The organism is Rhodoligotrophos defluvii, assembly GCF_005281615.1.
In the GTDB taxonomy this organism is placed as follows: domain Bacteria; phylum Pseudomonadota; class Alphaproteobacteria; order Rhizobiales; family Im1; genus Rhodoligotrophos; species Rhodoligotrophos defluvii.
In genome coordinates, this window is record NZ_SZZM01000006.1 from 254921 (window position 1) to 272877 (window position 17957).

At 63.4% G+C, this 17957-nt stretch carries 17 protein-coding genes and 1 tRNA gene; 12 read left to right on the forward strand and 6 right to left on the reverse strand.

Translation table 11 applies throughout. The annotated features are described in order from the left end of the window. Positions 1 to 20 precede the first annotated feature (20 nt). Positions 21 to 1070 carry an esterase-like activity of phytase family protein gene (locus E4P09_RS22240; protein WP_137391833.1) on the forward strand — a complete coding sequence of 350 codons (1050 nt, stop codon included), beginning with the start codon at positions 21 to 23 and terminating at the stop codon, positions 1068 to 1070. Here E4P09_RS22240 and E4P09_RS22245 read toward each other — a convergent pair. Together E4P09_RS22245 and rpmB are read right to left on the reverse strand one after the other, a co-directional pair. Next, the gene (locus E4P09_RS22245) at positions 1067 to 1645 is read right to left on the reverse strand and encodes a queuosine precursor transporter (RefSeq protein WP_137391913.1); all 579 of its coding nucleotides are present in this window, start codon (positions 1643 to 1645) and stop codon (positions 1067 to 1069) included. The two genes, E4P09_RS22240 and E4P09_RS22245, sit on opposite strands and share 4 nt — an antisense overlap. An 85-nt stretch (positions 1646 to 1730) precedes the next feature. Next, on the reverse strand, positions 1731 to 2024 hold the full coding sequence (gene rpmB, locus E4P09_RS22250) for a 50S ribosomal protein L28 (RefSeq protein ID WP_137391834.1): 294 nt from the start codon (positions 2022 to 2024) through the stop codon (positions 1731 to 1733). 276 nt (positions 2025 to 2300) lie between these two features. On the opposite strand from rpmB, the gene E4P09_RS22255 reads away from it, so the two are divergent. The 10 genes from E4P09_RS22255 (at position 2301) to E4P09_RS22300 (ending at position 12122) form a co-directional block, all read left to right on the forward strand. Next, positions 2301 to 3164 (forward strand): DUF3108 domain-containing protein, encoded by an 864-nt coding sequence (locus E4P09_RS22255; protein WP_170984576.1) that lies wholly within the window; start codon positions 2301 to 2303, stop codon positions 3162 to 3164. A gap of 597 nt (positions 3165 to 3761) precedes the next feature. After that, positions 3762 to 6977 carry a helicase-related protein gene (locus E4P09_RS22260; RefSeq protein ID WP_137391836.1) on the forward strand — a complete coding sequence of 1072 codons (3216 nt, stop codon included), beginning with the start codon at positions 3762 to 3764 and terminating at the stop codon, positions 6975 to 6977. Beyond that, the gene (locus E4P09_RS22265) at positions 6974 to 7285 is read left to right on the forward strand and encodes an RNA-binding S4 domain-containing protein (RefSeq protein ID WP_137391837.1); all 312 of its coding nucleotides are present in this window, start codon (positions 6974 to 6976) and stop codon (positions 7283 to 7285) included. The genes E4P09_RS22260 and E4P09_RS22265 overlap by 4 nt, the downstream gene beginning before the upstream one ends. A 151-nt stretch (positions 7286 to 7436) precedes the next feature. Next, the gene (gene fdxA / locus E4P09_RS22270) at positions 7437 to 7775 is read left to right on the forward strand and encodes a ferredoxin FdxA (RefSeq protein WP_137391838.1); all 339 of its coding nucleotides are present in this window, start codon (positions 7437 to 7439) and stop codon (positions 7773 to 7775) included. 439 nt (positions 7776 to 8214) lie between these two features. Then, positions 8215 to 8802, forward strand: a complete 588-nt coding sequence (locus tag E4P09_RS22275) for a CarD family transcriptional regulator (protein ID WP_137391839.1) — start codon at positions 8215 to 8217, stop codon at positions 8800 to 8802. A 158-nt stretch (positions 8803 to 8960) separates the two neighbouring features. Then, positions 8961 to 9037 (forward strand) — tRNA-Arg (locus E4P09_RS22280). 173 nt (positions 9038 to 9210) lie between these two features. Beyond that, positions 9211 to 9891, forward strand: a complete 681-nt coding sequence (locus E4P09_RS22285) for a helix-turn-helix domain-containing protein (RefSeq protein ID WP_170984577.1) — start codon at positions 9211 to 9213, stop codon at positions 9889 to 9891. 103 nt (positions 9892 to 9994) lie between these two features. Further along, positions 9995 to 10888 (forward strand): aromatic amino acid exporter YddG, encoded by an 894-nt coding sequence (gene yddG / locus E4P09_RS22290; RefSeq protein ID WP_137391841.1) that lies wholly within the window; start codon positions 9995 to 9997, stop codon positions 10886 to 10888. Positions 10889 to 10977: 89 nt separating this feature from the next. Beyond that, positions 10978 to 11793 (forward strand): SDR family NAD(P)-dependent oxidoreductase, encoded by an 816-nt coding sequence (locus E4P09_RS22295; protein ID WP_137391842.1) that lies wholly within the window; start codon positions 10978 to 10980, stop codon positions 11791 to 11793. 29 nt (positions 11794 to 11822) lie between these two features. Further along, entirely contained in the window at positions 11823 to 12122 is a 300-nt protein-coding gene (locus E4P09_RS22300) for a DUF2934 domain-containing protein (RefSeq protein ID WP_137391914.1), read from the forward strand. Between the two features lie 26 nt (positions 12123 to 12148). On the opposite strand, the gene E4P09_RS22305 is transcribed toward E4P09_RS22300, so the two are convergent. From E4P09_RS22305 to E4P09_RS22320, 4 genes are read right to left on the reverse strand one after another with little or no spacing between them, the layout of a single operon-like run. Further along, positions 12149 to 12991: an ABC transporter permease gene (locus E4P09_RS22305; protein ID WP_137391843.1), complete on the reverse strand. Its 843-nt coding sequence runs from the start codon at positions 12989 to 12991 to the stop codon at positions 12149 to 12151. A gap of 3 nt (positions 12992 to 12994) precedes the next feature. Beyond that, positions 12995 to 14269, reverse strand: coding sequence for an ABC transporter permease (locus E4P09_RS22310; protein WP_137391844.1), 1275 nt, complete (start codon positions 14267 to 14269; stop codon positions 12995 to 12997). Between the two features lie 12 nt (positions 14270 to 14281). Then, the gene (locus E4P09_RS22315) at positions 14282 to 15343 is read right to left on the reverse strand and encodes an ABC transporter substrate-binding protein (protein WP_137391845.1); all 1062 of its coding nucleotides are present in this window, start codon (positions 15341 to 15343) and stop codon (positions 14282 to 14284) included. A gap of 39 nt (positions 15344 to 15382) precedes the next feature. Then, entirely contained in the window at positions 15383 to 16519 is a 1137-nt protein-coding gene (locus E4P09_RS22320; protein WP_137391846.1) for an ABC transporter ATP-binding protein, read from the reverse strand. A 219-nt stretch (positions 16520 to 16738) separates the two neighbouring features. Between E4P09_RS22320 and argE the strand changes: the two genes are divergently transcribed. Next, positions 16739 to 17893 carry an acetylornithine deacetylase gene (gene argE / locus E4P09_RS22325; RefSeq protein ID WP_137391847.1) on the forward strand — a complete coding sequence of 385 codons (1155 nt, stop codon included), beginning with the start codon at positions 16739 to 16741 and terminating at the stop codon, positions 17891 to 17893. The last annotated feature ends 64 nt before the right edge of the window (positions 17894 to 17957 follow it).

A 17957-nucleotide genomic window follows, 5' to 3' on the forward strand; every position in this document is an offset into this window, starting at 1 on the left:
TTTCTTGGTTGGGAAGATCTATGCGCCGTTTCGCTGTCACCGCCTTTCTGATCGCAAGCTTCACGCTCGCCCTGCTGGTCGGGCAGAGCGCTTGGCTTCCGGCCCAGGACGCAGGCCTCGGCCCGATCACCGTGCGTGCTCGGCCGATCGAGTTCACGGCGGGCCCCGGCAGCGACATCTATGGCAAGCTTGCCTGGCGTGGCGGCTTAGAGCTCAGCAGCAGCGATCCGCGGTTTGGCGGGTTCTCCGGGATGATCGTTACGGGCGACGGCCGGCGGCTGCTGGCGGTCAGCGATGAGGGATGGTGGTTGCGGCTCGCTGTCGACTATCGAAACAGCGGCATGCTTGTCGGCGTCTCGGACGCGGAAATGGGGCCGATTCTCAACGCCGGAGGCCGGCGGGAGGGACGGAAATATGCACGGGATGCCGAGGCGCTGACGGCGCTGAGCGAACTTGGGCCGGACGGGCCGGTCGCGGTCGGCTTCGAGAACAGGGTCCGGATCGAGCGTTACGATCTCGGCAAGCATGGGCTGGCCGCGCGGGCAGAGCCAGGACCAGCCGTGCCAGACGCGATACGGAAGGGGCCACGCAATGCCCAGCTTGAATCGCTGGCCCGCTTCACCGGTGGACCATTCCGAAACCGCCTACTGGCGATCAGCGAACATAACCGGGACAAGCAAGGCAATATCCGGGCGTGGCTGCTCGGTCCACAGAAGCCCATCGCATTTTCCTTCGCCAAGCTCGAGACGTTCAGCATCACCGATGCGGTGATCCTGCCCAACCAGGACATCGTCACGCTCGAGCGGGATTTTTCCCAGTCCGACCGGCGGTTGCGCATGGCGTTGCGGCGCTTCTCGTCAACAGGGATCAAACCGGGCGCGACCCTCCAAGGCGAGGTTCTGCTGATTGCCGACTGGCCGCAAACCAGCATCGACAATATGGAGGCGCTGGCCACCTATCGCAGCGCAGAGGGCGAACAGCGCCTGCTGATCATGTCGGACGACAATTACAACGGCTTTCTGCAGCGTACTCTGCTCTTGCAGTTCGCCCTCACCGATAAGGTAGGCTAGCGGGAGCCAGCCAGATCGCGGCGAGCGTGCGCCGTTTCCAGCGGCGGAATAATCCGTCGCAAAGCACGGAAGGGCAGCAGCATCACCAGCGCCACCAGGAGCTTCACGACGAGATCGCCGAAGGCCCAGCCGATCCAAACCGGCATTTCAATGGTGTGGCTGCCGATATTGTAAACAGCCGTGCCGAGCCCGGCGCCGGCGAAGGCCAGGGAGAAGAAGACCGCGGTGTCGAGCAGCGAACCCAGCACGGAGGAAACCAGCGGCGGGCGCCACCAGGCCTGGTGGCGAAGACGGTCGAACACGACGACGTCCAGAAGCTGGGCGAGCAGGAAGGCGCAACCGGAGGCCAGCGCGATGCGCGGCGCCGCGAGCATGACCGACAGCGCTACGGCAAGCGCGAAGCCAACATAGACCACGCGGCGGGCCATAATGGGACCGAAGCGCCGGTTGGTCAGGTCGGTGACGAAGAAGGCCCAGGGATAGGTGAACGCGCCCCAGGTGAGCACGTCCTGGAGGCCGAGGGGCGTGAAGGGATATTGCACCAGGACGTTGGAGGCCAGCACCACCGCCGCCATGGCGAGCACAGGTATGATCAGGCGCCAAGCCGGTTCGTTTGGTAGAGACACGGGCAGATCCCTGGCGCCTGCCGCAAGGCCTTGCTCAGGAGGCCTGGGCGGCGACCTTTTTCTCGATCTGGCGCTTCAAGCGGCGCGCCTGCATCGACAGATCTTCGTCCTTCGCCTTGAGCAGGAAGGCATCGAGGCCGCCGCGATGCTCGACACTGCGCAGCGCGTTGGCGCTCACCCGAAAGGAATAGGTCTGGTTGAGCCTCTCGCTCATCAGCCGCACGCTGCACAAGTTCGGCAGGAAGCGACGGCGGGTCTTGTTGTTGGCATGGCTGACGTTATTGCCAGTCTGCACGCCTTTCCCGGTCAATTCGCAACGGCGGGACATCTTACTGCTCCGGTCATTTTGCTGTGTCTAGAGCCCGTCCCTTCGGGAATAAGGGGCTCGCGGCGCTTGCGCACCTGATGATAAGGTTGGCCTGCTATAAGGGTTGAAGGCGGCCCGCGTCAAGTCGGCAGCCTCATTCAGCGCGCATTCATGGCACCATGATAGACGGAATTCATGGTCGGCTGCCAATCTGTGCGGCGCCCCCTGATTGTTTGGCGGTTCAGCTCATTTGGGAAGATCCCGCCGGCGCTGCCGGCGATATCCACGGAACGGATGATGGCTCAGGCATTTTCGATCGTTTTGCAAGCCGGCAGACTCTTGCGCGCGGGGCTGCTGGCTGCCGCGCCACTCATGGTGGCCGGCGCGACCCCCGCCGCGGCCCAGGCCGAGAAGATCACGCTCGATTTCGATGTGATCGCCCACGGCACCCGGGTCTATGACATTGGCGTCGAGTACCGGTTGTCCCGCGAGGGCTACACCGCCGTCCTGAACGCTGAAACCACGGGGCTCGTGGGCTTCTTCATGGACGAGCAGCTGCAGATGCAGGCGAGCGGCGCGCTCACGTCTTCATCGGCACAGCCAGCCCGCTTCACCTACAGCCAAGCGGAAGGTAAGGACCGCCGGACCGCACAGCTGCGCTGGACCGCATCGCGCGTGGAGGTGGAGCGAAGCTACAGCCTCGACGAGGATCGCCGCAGGGACCTCGAAAGGGCGGTGGAGAAGACGCTGCCGGACCCCTTGAGTGGTGTACTGAACGCCTTGCTGCCGTCGCCCGGCAAGGTCTGCGCCGGCAGCCAGCGGGTCTATGACGGCAAGGAGGTGTTCGAACTCAGCTTCTCCTATCTCGGAACGACGCAGCTTCAGGAAAAGGGCAGCGGCTATCGGGGGCCCGTTCACCAGTGCCGGGTGCAATATAAATCCATTGCCGGCCTGTCCAAGAAGCGCGCAGCGCGCAACCGAGCCAACCCCCCGGTCTACACCGTGTGGTTCGCACCGGTGCACGCGTCGAGCCTGGGGCGCGATATCCTGGTTCCGGTGGCAGCCTCCGGTGAGATGAAGGGTCGTGCGGTGCGCATTGTTGCCCGGGAGGCCACCATAGATGGCAAACCATTGAAGAGCGAAGCACGCAAACCTGAATAGTGTGCCCTGCGCCATATTGATACAGACGGTTAAGAACCGGATGCGCAGGACGCTTTTCGACGTTGAAATGGCGGGATTGATCGAGGCGAAGATCTTGTCTTTCAGCGGCGCGACACCACAATATTTGCCGGGAACAAATGCCGAAAACGGCTGCATCATCGATTCGCGCACGATCCGTTCTCGTTTGTTCCGCATTGTTAACAAGCGCCATCGTCGGGCAGTCATATTGATGCAGCAGGTTGTTAACCGAGAATCGCTGCGGTTAACTCTTGACGGCTGGCGGGACTCTGGGCTAGCGCCTCCGAACGCTCGCCGGAATGCTGAGCGGAAACAGAAGAAACGGCGGAAATCCGGGCATCTCACGAGCGAACAAATGCGGAAAATACCGCAAGTCAATGATTCGGTCGATTTTTGTTCGCCTGACGTTCCAGATGTAAACGCGAGGGGCTATGGTCGGCCGTACAGGGCTGGTGAGGCTTCCTCGCCAGCAGCACAACGTTGGTCGCGCTCAGAGAGGCATCGCTTGCTCATGACCGGCACTCATCCTACCTCCCCCATGTCGCGTTGCGTCGCGTAAGCCCTCGAGCATAGCATCACATGAAATCAATCACGGCGGTTCTCGGCCCTACCAATACCGGCAAGACTCACTTGGCGGTCGAGCGCATGCTCGGCCATGCGACCGGCATGATCGGCTTGCCGCTGCGGCTGCTGGCCCGCGAGGTCTATGACAAAGTTGCCCGCAAGGTCGGACCGGAGGCCGTGGCCCTGGTCACCGGCGAGGAGAAGATCGTACCGGTAAGCCCGCGCTTCTGGGTATGCACGGTCGAGGCGATGCCGCCGGAGCTGGAGGTCGATTTCCTGGCCATTGATGAGGTGCAGCTCGCGGCCGACCTCGACCGCGGCCACATTTTCACCGACCGCATTCTCCACCGGCGTGGCACACAGGAGACGATGCTGCTCGGCTCGGCGACGATGCGCCCGATGATCGAGCGGCTGCTGCCCGGCACCAATTTCATCACCCGGCCGCGCTTTTCAAAGCTGACCTTCTCCGGCAGCAAGAAGCTGACACGCCTGCAGCCACGCACGGCAGTGGTCGCCTTCTCGGCGGAGACGGTCTACGGCATTGCCGAACTCATCCGCCGACAGCGGGGCGGTGCCGCCGTGGTGCTCGGCGCTTTGTCGCCGCGCACCCGGAATGCGCAGGTGGCTCTCTACGAATCCGGCGACGTGGACTTCCTGGTAGCCACCGACGCGATCGGCATGGGCCTCAATATGGATGTGGACCACATTGCCTTTGCCCAAGCGCGCAAATTCGACGGCTTCAATTTCCGAGACCTGACGCCGGCCGAGCTTGCCCAGATCGCGGGGCGCGCCGGCCGGCACATGAACGATGGCACGTTCGGGGTCACGGGCGAGGTCGAGCCATTTTCGCGCGAGGTGGTCGACCGGATCGAGAACCACAATTTCGAGCCGGTGCGCACTCTGCAGTGGCGCAACAAGGAGCTGGACTTTACCTCGATCGACGCATTGCTACGCAGCCTGGCTGAGAGCCCGGCCGTTGCGGGCCTGATGCGCGCCCAGTCCGGCGCCGATCAGATGGCGCTGGAATATCTCTCGCGCGATCCGGACATAATGGACCGCGGGCGCGGGCGCGAGGCGGTGGCCAAGCTGTGGGAGGTCTGCCAGATCCCCGATTACCGCAATACCATGGGCAGCGATCACGCGAACCTTGTGGCGCGGGTCTATGGCTTCTTGTCATCGCCTGAAGAACGCATCCCATCAGACTGGTTCGCGCAGCAGTTGCGTTCAGCGGACAGTATTGAGGGCGATATCGATACACTTGCCACCCGAATCGCCCATGTGCGCACGTGGACCTTCATCGCCAACCGCAATGATTGGCTGGCGGACGCAGAAGAGTGGCGCGAGAAGACCCGCGCCATAGAGGACCGGCTGTCGGACGCGCTGCATGAGCGGCTGTCGCAGCGGTTCATCGATCGCCGCACCAGCGTGCTCATGAAACGCATGCGGGAAAAGGAGCGGCTGGCCTCCTCTGTAGAGACCGGCGGCGAAATCATGGTGGAAGGCGTGTTCGTAGGCCATATAAAAGGCTTTCACTTTGTGCCAGATACCAGCGGCGACACATCTGAAGGGCGAACCTTGCGGGCAGCTTCCATGAAAGCCGTTGCAGCTGAAATTTCCGATCGCGCCAAGCAACTCGTTGATGATCGGGTCGAACTCTTCGGGCTCACCCGGACCGGCGCGGTCACGTGGCGTGCCGCCAAGGTGGCGCAGTTGGTGGCCGGCTCTCACATCCTAAAGCCGCGGGTGGAGCTGATTGCCGATAATCAGCTCTCGGGGCCGGACCGGGAAGCGGTGCAGAAACGGCTCGAGCAGTTCGTCGAACACCGTATCGGCGAGGTGCTCAAGCCGCTGGTGCAGCTGGAAGCGGCTCAGGACTTGCAGGGCTTGGCGCGCGGTTTCGCGTTCCGGCTGGTCGAGCAGCTCGGCAATCTGAAACGCGACGAGATCAGGGAAGAAGTCAAGCTGCTGGACCAGGAAGCGCGTGCCGGGCTGCGCCGCTATGGTGTGCGCTTCGGCGCCTTCCACGTCTTCCTGCCGCTGTTGCTCAAGCCGGTCGCCGCCGAACTCAAGGTTCTGCTATGGGGCCTTCAGGAGCAGCAGGCTGGCCGGCTGGAGATCGCTGCCCTGCCAGAGCTGCCGCCGCAGGGATTGACGTCCGTGGTGGTGGATCCGACGGCGCCCAGGGGCTTCTATCACGCTGCCGGTTTCCGTATCTGCGGCACCCGGGCCGTGCGCATCGACATGCTCGAGCGGCTTGCGGACATCATCCGCCCGCGGGTGTTCTGGAAACCGCAAGCGGAAGGTGACGTGCGGCCGGCCGGTTCGGTCGAAGGCGGCGGCTTCACGGTCGTGCCGGACATGATGTCGCTGGTGGGCTGCTCGGGTGAGGAATTTGCCGGCATCCTGCGTGCGCTTGGCTTCCGGTCGGAACGGCGCAAGCCTACGCCACAGCCGGTCAATGCGGCAGAGGAGCCGAAGCCCACCGCTGTGGCGCCTACTGCGGCGACGCCCGCTGACGCACCCTCCTCTGAGGAGGCTGAGACTGATTTGGCGCCGGGTGAGGCCGCGCCAGCGGCTTCCGAAGCGGGTAAGACACCTGGGCTACCCGATGGTCAGCAGGCAGCGATCGAGCAGGATGTCACGGCCGCCTCTGCCGAAGTGCCGGCGCTCGCGAACGTTGAGTCCGAACCTGGCGGGCAGGCGGCCGCCTCACCCGCCGCGACCGAAGCGGAGGCGGGCGCTTCACCCGCTGGCAAAGTGGATGCCGCGCGCAAGGAGCCGGTCGAGATCGAGGTCTGGTGGCCGAAGGATGCGGGACCGTTCAAGCGCCAAGGCCAGCAGGGCATGGAGCATAATCGCTCCCGGCGAGGCGGGCCACACCGGCATCGGGCGGATCGTGCTGGACCGGAGGGTGCTGGAGCGAGACCGGGCGGCGGCGCTGACGAGCCCAGGCGCGGCAGACAGGGCCACGACCGGCAAGGGCCGCGCGAGCAGCGGCCGGACGGTGGACGACCGAACCAGCAGCGGGCCGAGCGACAGCATCGAGGCGATCAGCACCACCAGGGGCAGCATCGGGATGGCCAGCGCACAGAGAAGGGCAAGCCGCGTGGCGATGAGCGCCCGCATCGGCAAAGGCGCGAGGAGGCAGCGCGCGCCGATTCGCCTTTCGCCGTGCTCGGTGCCCTCAAGGCCGAGCTGCTGCAGCGGCAGAACGGCAAGGGCGGTCAATGACCGATCCCGGTCAGCGGATCGACAAATGGCTCGTATACGCTCGTCTGGTGAAAACGCGCAGCCTGGCCGTCGAGCTGCTGGAGCATGGCCGGGTCCGCGTCAACCGCGAGCGGATGAGGAAGCCGAGCCATGTTATTTCGCCTGGCGACATCCTCACTCTGTCGCTGCCCGGTCGGGTGAGAGTTCTGCGCGTCCTGCGCTGTGGCGAGCGGCGTGGGCCGGCACGGGAAGCACAAACGCTCTATCAAGAGCTCACCCTGCAGGCAGAGGACGGGATAAGCCCCCTTCCCTTCTCTAATCGCGAATAATGCGCGCGGGCGGCGATGCTGCACTTGCGTGATTGCCGCGCGGGGCACTAAAGAGGCGGCGGAAGACATTATCTCCTCGCAGGGAACACTAGCGATTCGCAGGGGCGCGCGGGCCGCGAACCTCGGAGCTGAATGATCACCGGAGCCTAGGATGACTTACGTCGTCACCGACAATTGTATCAAATGCAAATATACGGATTGCGTGGAAGTGTGCCCCGTCGACTGCTTCTACGAAGGCGAGAATATGCTGGTGATCCACCCGGACGAGTGTATCGACTGCGGCGTATGCGAGCCGGAGTGCCCAGCTGAAGCGATCAAGCCGGACACGGAGCCCGGCCTGGAGCAGTGGCTGGAGGTGAACAGGAAGTTTGCCAGCGAGTGGCCCAATATCACGACGAAGAAGGACCCCCCACCCGAGGCCGAGGCATTTGACGGGGTGGAAAACAAGTTCGAGAAGTACTTCTCGCCGGAACCGGGGGAGGGTGACTGAACGTCGCAGCTCTGTGCTGGCGTGGTTAACGATTCGCACGGCATGCGGCAAGCCGCGAATCGCAGTGCACGGCCGGAAAGCAGCCATTTTGCGTGGTTAACACGAAGCTTAGGCGTGGTTAAAGCATTTTTTGGACAGGGCTTCAAATTGCCCGGCGATTATGCTATATTTTTTTACGGTTACAAAAACAACCACCCAGGAACGCAGCCGAGCTTTCTTAATGGCTCGGATTTTTTTCGCCAAAGTTGATCGAAGTTCGTGAACTCGAGCTCTGATTTGCGAAAGAGATCCGGGGAGTCTTGGTTAATTCATCTCTTTGCGCCGCAAAGGGGTGTTGCGCTGTTTACACGGCGAATGTTGGATCGGTAGGCGGCGTTTCATACGTCACCTTTGATCATTCCTGGGCCCATGATGTTCAGGGCGGCGATAGGTGGAGAGTATGGCAGCACAAAAAAAGTCGGATCGCAATCTCAGGTTCAAGGCGAACGAGTTCGTGGTCTATCCGGCCCATGGCGTCGGTAAGATCGTGGACATCGAGGAACAGGAGATCGCTGGCGCGAAGCTCGAGCTTTACGTGATCGACTTCGACAAGGAGAAGATGCGGCTGCGCGTACCCACGAGCAAGGTGGATGCAGTCGGCATGCGGAAGCTGTCGGATGCGGACAAGATTGAGCAGGCGCTCAAGATTCTGAAGGGCCGTGCCCGGGTCCGCCGTACCATGTGGAGCCGCCGCGCCCAGGAATACGAAGCGAAGATCAATTCAGGCGATATCATTGCGGTGGCCGAGGTGGTGCGTGACTTGTTCCGGTCGGACCGCCAGCCGGAGCAGTCATATAGTGAGCGACAGCTCTATGAGGCCGCCCTCGACCGCATGGCACGCGAGGTGGCGGCGGTGAAGTCGCTCGATGAGCAGGCGTCCATCAAGGAGATCGAAAACCTGCTGCTGACCAGCCCGAAGCGTGTGAAGGGCACTGAAGGCGAAAGCGAGATCGAGGTGGACGACGCCACCACTGAAGAAGCTGCCTGAACACCCGCCTCATTGAGGAACAGGAAGGCGCGGTCCCCATACGGCCCGCGCCTTTTTCGTACGTGAAGCATGCCTGCCCTTATTCAGTGGTTTTTCCGCCGGCCGATTGAGAGTATAAGGCTTCGCACCGTCCGGCGGCGGTTTCAGGGTAGTATTGCGTCCCGGTAGCTCAGCAGGATAGAGCGGCGGTTTCCTAAACCGTAGGTCAGGGGTTCGAATCCCTTCCGGGACGCCAAACCGCGGCAACACGGCACCAGCTGGCCTGCGGTTGCGGCGAAGTCGCCAGGCTACGGTTCATCGCGGGGCAACCTCATGCATCAGATCGTGGCAGAACTGCGGGTGTATAAGCCAGGCAGCCGCTTGCACCGGCACGACTACCATCAGGTGATCCTACCTCGTCGCGGCGCAATGAGCCTGGACATCGAACACCGGGCCGGCGTGGTGAGGCAGGGCGTAGGGGCTGTGGTCGTCGCCGGCGAAACCCATGCGTTCAGCGCGGACGCTGCCGACAGCTTCGTGGTCGCCGATCTGCCGGCTCGGGATGGGGTGCTGCCGGAGGTCATGGCAGACCGATTCGTACATTCGCCTTTCTTCGTCATTGACAGAGCAGTCCAGGGTCTCGTTGATTTTCTCGCGATCCGATTGAGCAGGGAAGCGCTGACCGGCGACCTGCTTGTCAGTTGGAGCAAGCTGTTGTTCGGCGCGCTTGCTGAACAGGCGGGCCTTGCCGCGCGCGCCGGCACGCTCGATGGCGCCGGGCGGCGGTCGCGGCTGTTTGAGCAAGCCATGGCCTATATGCGCGCAAGACTTCACCATCCTATTGGGGTGCGCGATATCTCGGCGGCATGCGGTGTGAGCGAGAGAGCGCTTCATCGGCTGTTCAAGATGCATGCGGGGCAAAGCCCGTACATGGTGCTGGCAGAGTTGCGGCTGGAGGCGGCTTGCAAGCTGCTGATGGATACAGACCTGCCAATCGCGGAGATCGCCTTGCGCAGTGGCCATTCCGATCAGAGCGCGCTGACGCGCCGGCTGCGTCTCAGCCATGGCATCACGCCCGCCGCTTTCCGCCGTTGCCTCCACCGGCAATAGGCAGCGCGGATTCTGCATAAGCCCAGTCCGATCCAATCAAGCCAAATAGGCTGCTCCTGGTTTAAGGGGGGCCGCATGGAACAGGCTGACCGAGGCTGGGCAGATGAACACGACGGGATCTCGCGAGCGACGCGGCACCGCCATTGGCTTAGTGGCGATCCTATTATGGTCGAGCTTGGCCCTGCTCACTGTGAAGGCTGATGGTGTCCCCCGTTTCGAGCTGCTGGCGCTGACCTTCGGCACGGCTTTCATCGGCGGTATGGTTGTGCTTGGCCTGCAGGGACGGCAGGGCCTGCGCCAATTGAAACAGCCGCGCAAAGCGTGGCTCGCCGCATTTCTGGCAATCTTCGCCTATCACGTGCTCTATTTCTTTGCGCTAGCGAACGCACCAGCCGCCCAAGCGAGCCTCATAGCTTTCCTGTGGCCGCTGCTGCTGGTGCTCCTCTCCGTGGCCGTGGGCGGACGACGGTTGCGCCCCACCCATTTGTTTGGCGCCGTGCTGGGACTCTCGGGCACCGCCACCCTGCTGATCGGACGAGACGCAGGGCCGATTGAGCCCGATGCTCTTGCCGGCTATATCGCAGCCCTGGCTTGTGCCTTCGTGTGGGCCGGCTATTCCGTCCATAACAGGCGCTTCGATCAGACGCCCAGCAGCATGTTGGTGGGCGTATGCGGCGTTGTGGCGGCGGCTGGGGCCCTCTGTCATTTCGCGCTGGAGCAGACGGTCGTGCCAGATGCGAGCCAATGGGCGGCGATTGTCGCGCTGGGGCTCGGGCCGGCAGGGCTTGCCTTCCTTGCCTGGGACCACGGCACCAAGCACGGCAATCTGCCCCTGCTTGGGGCCCTCTCCTATCTCGCACCGTTCGTGTCAACCTTGCTGCTGATCGCAGCGGGGCAAGCGGAGGCGAGCTTGCCGGTTCTGGTTGGCATGGGGCTGATCGTCGGCGGGGCGGCGGTAGCCACCCTGCGCCCTCCCTTGTTGCGCGAGCGCGCCTGAATCCTGCCGCAACGGGAACCTGGTATTGCCCTCTGCATTGCACCGGCAATGACGAGGCATCACGACATCAGCCAAGGAGGCCAGAGCCGATGAACGACTTGGCATTGCAAGAGCGCGCGACGCTCGACGGGCGACAGTTGGACGGCCGGATCGCCGTCGTGACCGGCTCGGATTCGGGGATCGGACAGGCGATCGCAAGCGCCTTCGCTGCGGCCGGAGCGGACATAGCCGTCACGTTTCATACGGATGAAAACGGTGCGCGCGAAACTGCGGAGCTGGTGGAGCAGGCCGGGCGCCGCACCCTTGTCCGGCAGCTCGATGTGCGCGATGAGGACAGTGTGGAGACACTGTTCGGGGAGCTGGAGCGAACACTCGGTGCGCCGCACATCCTGGTCAACAATGCCGGCGTCGGCTCAGGTGGTTCACCCGTTGCGGAAACCTCCACCGAGGCGTTCGACAACGTGCTCAAAACCGATCTCTATGGGCCGTTCTTCTGCTGTCGCGCCTTTATCCGCAGGCGTCAGGCGGAGGGTGGATCTGGCAAGATCATCAATATCACCTCCGTGCACGATACGATCCCGAGCCCGCGCGCGGCAGCTTATGGGGCGGCCAAAGGCGGCCTTTTGACCTTCACCCGGAGCCTGGCGCTGGAGGTTGCGCCCACAAAGATCAATGTGAACGCCATCTCACCAGGACTGATCCACACACCGATGACAGCAAAGAGGGTAGAGGATCCCGAGACGCGTCAGAAGGAGATGCCGCATATTCCCTGGCACCGCCCCGGGGAGCCGTGGGAGGTGGCGCGGCTGGCGCTCTATCTCGCCTCAAACGAGGCCGACTACGTGACCGGACAGAACTTCACCATCGACGGCGGATTGGAGATGAACTGGGGCCAGGGCGCCTGATGCGCCCCGCTCAGCATGGGAGAGTGATCATGGACGATCGCGAGCAGCGGATCCGCGAACGCGCGCACGCGCTGTGGGAACAGGACGGGCGGCCGGACGGGCGCGACCAGGAGCATTGGGAGCGGGCCGCCAAGGCCATAGAGGCCGAGGATGGCCACGCCTCGGATGCTCCAGCACCCAGTGTCAGCGGCGCCGGCCAGGCTTCCGGCTTGCAGCCGGGGGGCAGGATCCCGGGCGGCGGACCCGCCGCTGGCATGGGCAGCATCGGCGCGGGCGGTGGAACCACTGCAAACGCGCCCACCGGGTCTGCCAGACGGGTGCGTCGGTAGCGCGCGTTCACCGGCTCGGCTAAGGGTCATTCCTGCACGGGCGCGGCATCCAGCTTGCGCCGAGCGCGCTCATTGCGGAGCCTCAGCCATTCGACTGCGAGCAGCAGGAACACGGCCAGCACCGTCAGAATGGTGGCGACCGCCGTAATGGTGGGGTTGAAGTTGTCGCGCAGACTGGAAAACATCTCGCGGGGGATGGTGCGCTGGTGCGGCGCGCCGAGCAGCAGCACGATAACTACTTCATCAAGCGATGTGGCGAAGGCGAAGAGCGCGCCCGAGAGCACCCCGGGACGCACCAGGGGCAGCATTATCTTGCGGAAAACCACGAGCGGTGCTGCCCCAAGGCTCGCCCCGGCGCGCGCCAGCGTGCGGTCGAATGAGGCGAGGGCTGCCCCGACCGTGACCAGCACGAAGGGCGCGCCTAAGGCCGCGTGCGCAAGAATCAGGCCGGTGTAGGTCTGGGTGAGTCCCAAGGGCGCGAAGAAGAAATACAGCCCCACCGCGACGATCACGATCGGCACGATCAACGGCGAGAGGAGGAGCGCGGTCAGTACCGCCTTGCCGCGGAAGTCGGCAAGCTGCAGGCCTATAGCGGCAAGCGTGCCGAGGACGGTCGCGATCAGCGTGGCGGGTATGCCGATGAGGAACGAATTCTTGAGCGCGATGCGCCATTTCTCGCTGGAAAACACCGCCTCGTACCACCTCATGGTGAAGCCGCGCAGCGGATAAGTGAGGAACTGCGAATCGTTCACCGAGAGCGGCAGGATGGCGAGGATCGGTGCGATCAGGAAGAACAGCACCGCGATAGCGATGACGCGCAGGACCCAGCCCGCCACTACTTCGGTTCTGGTGAGAGCGGCGTGGCGCATGGCTTAGCCCAGCCTGATCTGGCCGAGATTGGTGAGGCGTGCGTAGAGCGCGTAAAGGATGGCCGTTGCCACCAGCAGCAACACACCGAGCGCCGCCGCCAAGCCCCAGTTGGCGCTGGAGGTGGTGTAGTAGGCGATGAAATAAGCAAGCATCTGGTCATTGGCGCCGCCGACCAGGGCGGGTGTGACGTAGTAGCCGAGCGACATTATGAACACGAGCAGCGTGCCAGCGGCCACACCGGGAAAGGTCTGCGGCATGTAGACCCGGAAGAAGGCGATGGCCGGATGGGCGCCGAGCGAGACCGCGGCGCGCATATAGGCGGGTGGCACGGCCTTCATGCTGGCGATGATCGGCAGCACCATGAAAGGCAGTTGCACGTGCACCATGGCGATAAGCACGCCGATGCGGTTGTAGATCAGGCGCACCGGCCCATCGGTGAGGCCGGATGCCCGGAGCAGGTCATTGACGAGGCCCTGGTCCTGGAGCAACACGATCCACGCAGCGGAGCGCACCAAGAGCGATGTCCACAAAGGCAGGAGCACCAGGATCATCAGCAGGTTGGCGCTGCGGGCGGGGGCATTGGCGACGTAATACGCCAGCGGATAACCGAGCAGCAGGCACAGCAGGGTCACCGATACGGACATGAGTGCCGTGCGCTGGAGCACAGTGAGATATAGTGATTGGTCCGGCGGGCGCGAGGTGATGCGATCCGCCGCATCACGCTCCAGGTCAACGGCCGTAAGTAGATAGAAATCAGTGAGTGGCCCGGCGGCATGAGCGAGCGCGATCCAGGTTTTCTGCTTGCCCCAAGCCGGATCCTCGGACATGAGCGTGTCGCGCCAGGATGCCGGTTCGCCCTGGAGCTTGCGTAGAGCCCGGCCGGTGTTCATCACCAGGCTGCGGCCATCGGACAGAGCGTAATTGAGCCGCCGAGCGGGGCCGGCGATGGTGCGCGCTTCGGCAGAGGCTCTGATGTCTCGGCCGAGGGCGGCGAACATTGCCTCGTCAGGCGGCGACGACCGGTCCCACGCCCGCAGGACGACGGCTGCGTTGGGCCAAGCAGCAGCGAGATCGGGGTCGACAACCGACCGCCTCAGCATGTCGGCGATCGGCACGAGAAATGAGAACATCAGGAACAGGAACAGCGGCAGCACGAGCGCGATGGCGGCGAGCTGCCGACGGCGCCCGGCGCGCCTGAGGTCGCGTCGGAGCCGTGCTGCCTCCGCACCTGTCCTGACGGTCTGCCGTGGTGCGACCTCAACCGACGCCGAAGACACGCCTGCCACGGATCAGCTTGAGGCCCAGGTATTGAACCGCTCGGTCAGCCGATCGATGTTCTCGATCCAGAACTCGTCCGAAATGTGCAGGACATTGGCGAAGTTCTCCGGTGCCGTCGGCAAGTCGGCGAGCCGCTTGGGATCGATCAGCTTGTCGGCTCCCTTCGCCGTCACGCCATAGGCGATCGCTTCCGGTAGCTTCGCCTGGTTCTCGGGCTTGCCGACGAAAGCAAGGTACTGGAGCGCCTGCTCCTTGTTGGGCGAGGTCTTGAGAATCACCCAGCTGTCGAGGGTATAGAGCGCTCCGTCCCATTGGATGCCGAAATTGCGGCCGTCATTGCGGTTGGCGGCATCGATGCGGCCATTATAGGCCGAGGTCATTACCACCTCGCCGGAGGCGAGGAGCTGCGGCGGCTGTGCGCCGGCCTTCCACCAGATGATGTCCTGCTTGATGCTGTCGAGCTTCTTGAAGGCGCGGTCCACGCCCTCAGGTGTCGCGAGCACTTCGTAGACCTTGTCAAGCGGCACGCCGTCGGCGATCAGGGCGATCTCCAGGTTGATCTTGGGGCCCTGGCGAAGGGCTCGCTTGCCTGGGAATTTCTGGGTGTCGAAGAAATCAGCCCAGCCCTTCGGCTCCTCCTTGAGCTTGTCTTTGTCATAGGCCAGCACGTTGTCATAGACGATGGCGCCGACGCCGCACTCGCTCACCGCGGATGGGATATAGGCGTCCTTGCCGCCGATCTTCGACCAGTCGAGCGGCTCATAGAGCCCTTCGTCGCAGCCGATGGTCAGCTCCTCGCTTTCAACCTGGACCACGTCCCAGCCGGAATCGGTGCCGCCTTCGACTTTCGAGCGCAGCACGCCAATGCCGCCGTCCCAGCTCTCATCGATCAGCTGTATGCCGGTCTCCTTGGTGAAGGGCTCGAAATAGACCTTCTTCTGCGCCTCCTGATAAGCGCCGCCCCAGGACACGACCGTGAGCGGCCGCTGCTGCGCCTCGGCGACCGAGAAGGCGATGCCAGCCGTTATGCCGAGCGCGAGCAAGCCACCGGCTCGTGCAAGTCTGTTCTTCATTTCACAACCTCCCTTTTTCATCCCCTGTGGTGTCTTCACCTACGCCGCGGCCAAAGCCCGCGCGTCCCTCGCATTCCAGCCGAGGCGAACCTTCATGCCCAGTGTGGTCCCCTGGGCGTGCCGCACCGGTGCTTTCACGACCAGTTCCTGTCCGTTTGCGGCGTCGAGCTGCAGCCGTACGTGATCACCGTGATAAATGACACCGGTGACAGTCGCGTCCATCTCATTGTCGAAGCCCGCGTCTTGGTCCGCCAGGAAAATGGCCTCGGGGCGGATGGAAACGAGCACATGGTCGCCGCGCGCGAGACCCGGCGCGGGATCGCAGATGATGCGGTGGCCGGCGCGGGTCACGGCCACACCACGCCCGCTCTGGACGCTGTCGAGCGTCGCATCGATCTTGTTGTTCTCGCCGATGAACTGGGCGACGAAGGCAGAAATCGGGCGCTCGTAGATTTCGCGCGGGCTGGCGATCTGCTGAATGCGGCCCTCGTTGAACACCGCCACCCGGTCCGACATGGTGAGGGCCTCGCCCTGGTCGTGGGTGACATAGATCACAGTGACCCCTAGCCGATCGTGCAGGCTCTTGATCTCGTATTGCATGTGCTCGCGCAGCTGTTTGTCCAGCGCACCCAGCGGCTCGTCCATCAGCACGAGCTTGGGCTCGAAAATGAGAGCACGGGCCAGGGCGATGCGCTGCTGTTGGCCACCGGAGAGCTGTTGCGGCATGCGTCCGCCCAAGTCGCTCAGCCGCACCATGTCGAGGGCGTTGGCAACGCGCTCGGTGCGTTCCCTTTGGCCGATGCCGCGCACGCTCAAGGGAAAGGCCAGGTTCTCCGCAACAGTCATGTGAGGGAAGAGCGCGTAGTTCTGGAAAACCACTCCAATGCCGCGCTTGTAGGGCGGCACGCGAGTGATGTCCTCGCCTGCGATCGAGATCGTGCCGCGGGTGGGTAGCTCGAAGCCGGCAAGCATCATCAGCGCGGTTGTCTTCCCTGACCCAGATGGCCCCAGGAGCGTCAAAAACTCGCCTTTTTGAACATCAAGGTTGAGGTCTTGGATGACCAGCGTGATGCCATCATAGGTCTTTTCGACCCCGGTGAAGCGCACCAGGATATCCGGTTCAGGCGCTGGTACAGGGTCGCGTTGCGTCTTTGCGTAGGATTGCGCTTGGACCAAGCTTGCGAGCTCCGCGATGGGCTAGGCATGGTGGTGTCGGTTACCCCCTAATCAATACCGATTTTGCCCGGCAATCAACGCTATGCCTGTGCTTCGGCCGTGGCCTACGACCATGGTATGAGGTTGAGATGGCGGGAGCCCTATGCGGGCGAGCCCACCTGCGGTATTGGTGTTGCCGCAGCTTCCGCTCTGCCCCGACCCGACTTGGTCCTGTCCCAAATGGCTCTGCAGCGTACTATCGAGATCCTCGACCAGCTCATCGGCTTTCCCACCGTCAGCCGGGATTCCAACCTCGATCTGATCCGCTATATCAAGGGTTTTCTCCGCCAGATCGGTATCGAGGCGCGCGTCATTCACGACGAGACGGGCAGCAAGGCCAATCTCTATGCCGTGATCGGGCCGGCTGATGTTCCGGGCGTCATGCTTTCCGGCCATACGGATGTGGTGCCCACGGAGGGGCAGTCCTGGTCGAGCGATCCGTTCCGCATGGTGCAGCGGGACGGACGCCTCTATGGCCGGGGTACGGCTGACATGAAGGGGTTCATCGCCTGCGTGCTGACTATGGCTGAGGAAAGCGTTGGTCGTGCCTTGCGCCGGCCTTTGCACCTCGCCTTCAGCTATGACGAGGAGGTGGGCTGCATCGGGGTGCGCCGGCTGATCGACCATATGGCGGGCAGCAGCACCCTCCCTGCCCTTTGCATCGTGGGCGAGCCGACCTCCATGCGCACGGTGATCGCGCATAAGGGCAAGGTCGCGGGCCGCATCAGCTGCACCGGACACGAATGCCATTCGAGCCATGCGCCCAGCGGACTCAATGCCATCTATATGGCGTCCGACATGGTCGCGCATCTCCGGGCGCTGCAGGACGACATCGTGGCAGGCGGGCAGCATGATGCGGAGTTCGAGGTGCCGTTCACCACGCTCCATGTGGGCACCATTCACGGCGGCACGGCGCTCAATATCGTACCGCGGGACTGTGCGTTGGATTTCGAGATCCGCAGTCTGCCTGGCGAGGACCCGCAACCGCTGCTCGATCGGATCCGGGACAAGGCCGAGCAGATGAGCCGGACGGTGCAGGTCCGGTTTCCCAACAGCGGCGTTGCAGTTGACATCACCAACGAATACCCGTCGCTGAACACCGCGCCCGATGACGAGGCGGTTGCCACCGTCACCCGGCTTACGGGCGTCAACAGCCTAGGCAAGATCGCGTTCGGCACGGAAGGCGGCCTATTCCGCCAGCGGCTCGGCATCCCCACCGTGGTTTGCGGGCCGGGCAATATCGAGCAGGCGCACAAGCCGGACGAATATGTGGCGGCCGGTCAGCTCGCTGCCTGTACGACCATGCTCCGCCGGCTGCTGGACCAGCTAGCGTGAAGATGCCGCGTCGCTCCTGGATGCCGGGCGGGAGTGTGTAATGACGTTTTTTAATTATTCAGCT

Excerpts from the sequence above, each read along its gene's own strand:
- E4P09_RS22240 (WP_137391833.1), top strand. The coding sequence starts at position 21 with ATGCGCCGTTTCGCTGTCACCGCCTTTCTGATCGCAAGCTTCACGCTC.
- E4P09_RS22245 (WP_137391913.1), bottom strand. The coding sequence starts at position 1,645 with ATGGCGGCGGTGGTGCTGGCCTCCAACGTCCTGGTGCAATATCCCTTC.
- rpmB (WP_137391834.1), bottom strand. The coding sequence starts at position 2,024 with ATGTCCCGCCGTTGCGAATTGACCGGGAAAGGCGTGCAGACTGGCAAT.
- E4P09_RS22255 (WP_170984576.1), top strand. The coding sequence starts at position 2,301 with ATGGCTCAGGCATTTTCGATCGTTTTGCAAGCCGGCAGACTCTTGCGC.
- E4P09_RS22260 (WP_137391836.1), top strand. The coding sequence starts at position 3,762 with ATGAAATCAATCACGGCGGTTCTCGGCCCTACCAATACCGGCAAGACT.
- E4P09_RS22265 (WP_137391837.1), top strand. The coding sequence starts at position 6,974 with ATGACCGATCCCGGTCAGCGGATCGACAAATGGCTCGTATACGCTCGT.
- fdxA (WP_137391838.1), top strand. The coding sequence starts at position 7,437 with ATGACTTACGTCGTCACCGACAATTGTATCAAATGCAAATATACGGAT.
- E4P09_RS22275 (WP_137391839.1), top strand. The coding sequence starts at position 8,215 with ATGGCAGCACAAAAAAAGTCGGATCGCAATCTCAGGTTCAAGGCGAAC.
- E4P09_RS22285 (WP_170984577.1), top strand. The coding sequence starts at position 9,211 with ATGAGCCTGGACATCGAACACCGGGCCGGCGTGGTGAGGCAGGGCGTA.
- yddG (WP_137391841.1), top strand. The coding sequence starts at position 9,995 with ATGAACACGACGGGATCTCGCGAGCGACGCGGCACCGCCATTGGCTTA.
- E4P09_RS22295 (WP_137391842.1), top strand. The coding sequence starts at position 10,978 with ATGAACGACTTGGCATTGCAAGAGCGCGCGACGCTCGACGGGCGACAG.
- E4P09_RS22300 (WP_137391914.1), top strand. The coding sequence starts at position 11,823 with ATGGACGATCGCGAGCAGCGGATCCGCGAACGCGCGCACGCGCTGTGG.
- E4P09_RS22305 (WP_137391843.1), bottom strand. The coding sequence starts at position 12,991 with ATGCGCCACGCCGCTCTCACCAGAACCGAAGTAGTGGCGGGCTGGGTC.
- E4P09_RS22315 (WP_137391845.1), bottom strand. The coding sequence starts at position 15,343 with ATGAAGAACAGACTTGCACGAGCCGGTGGCTTGCTCGCGCTCGGCATA.
- argE (WP_137391847.1), top strand. The coding sequence starts at position 16,739 with ATGGCTCTGCAGCGTACTATCGAGATCCTCGACCAGCTCATCGGCTTT.